The 759-nt window shown below is 66.3% G+C and carries 1 protein-coding gene; it reads right to left on the bottom strand.

Features of this window, described 5'->3' with window-relative positions; genetic code table 11:
• Window positions 1–759, bottom strand: a 759-nt coding sequence (locus HK28_RS04390; RefSeq protein WP_304528610.1) for a 1-deoxy-D-xylulose-5-phosphate synthase N-terminal domain-containing protein, incomplete at both ends; no start/stop codon positions are given.

The following is a 759-nucleotide window of genomic DNA, read 5'->3' as shown; positions in this document are numbered from 1 at the left end:
TCCTCGAACAGCGTGCCGCCGGTGATCATGCCGCGCGCGTATTCCTCGGCCTTCTTGGCCGTGCGCTCGAGCCGGTCCGGCAGTTTCTTCACGAACTTCCCGGCGAGGTCGCGCAGTCCCATGAACTGGCGTGAGGACATCAGGCGCGAGAGGTAGTTCGACATCGAGCCGACCGGCGGCGCGATGGACATCTCGTTGTCGTTGAGGATGACGATCAACCGCTCCGCGCCGGGGCCGGCCACGGCGGCGTTGTTCATCGCCTCATACGCCATGCCGGCGGAGATCGAGCCGTCGCCGATCACGGCGATGACATTGCGCTCGCGGTAGGATGGATCGTCCTCGGCGCGCAGATGGTGCGCCACCGCCATGCCAAGGCCGGCGGAGATCGAGGTCGAGGAATGCGCCGCGCCGAACGGGTCGTATTCGCTCTCCGAGCGGCGCGTGAAGCCCGACAGTCCGCCCGGCTGGCGCAGCGTGCGGATGCGTTCGCGCCGGCCCGTCAGGATCTTGTGCGGGTAGGTCTGGTGCCCCACGTCCCAGATCACGCGGTCGTCGGGCGTGTCGAAGACCGCGTGGATCGCAACCGTCAGCTCCACCACGCCAAGCGACGACCCGAAATGACCACCCGTCGTCGAAACCGTGTCCACGGTCTCCGCACGAAGCTCGTCCGCAACCTGCTTCAGCTGCTCAATCGACAGGTTCCGTAGGTCAACAGGAACATCAACCCGGTCCAGCAACGGAAAACGACCCCGTGTGGGG

The organism is Acetobacter sp. DsW_063, assembly GCF_002153745.1.
GTDB lineage: Bacteria > Pseudomonadota > Alphaproteobacteria > Acetobacterales > Acetobacteraceae > Acetobacter.
The sequence above is the reverse complement of the archived record's forward strand: the minus strand, read 5'-3'. Positions and strand labels throughout refer to the sequence as shown.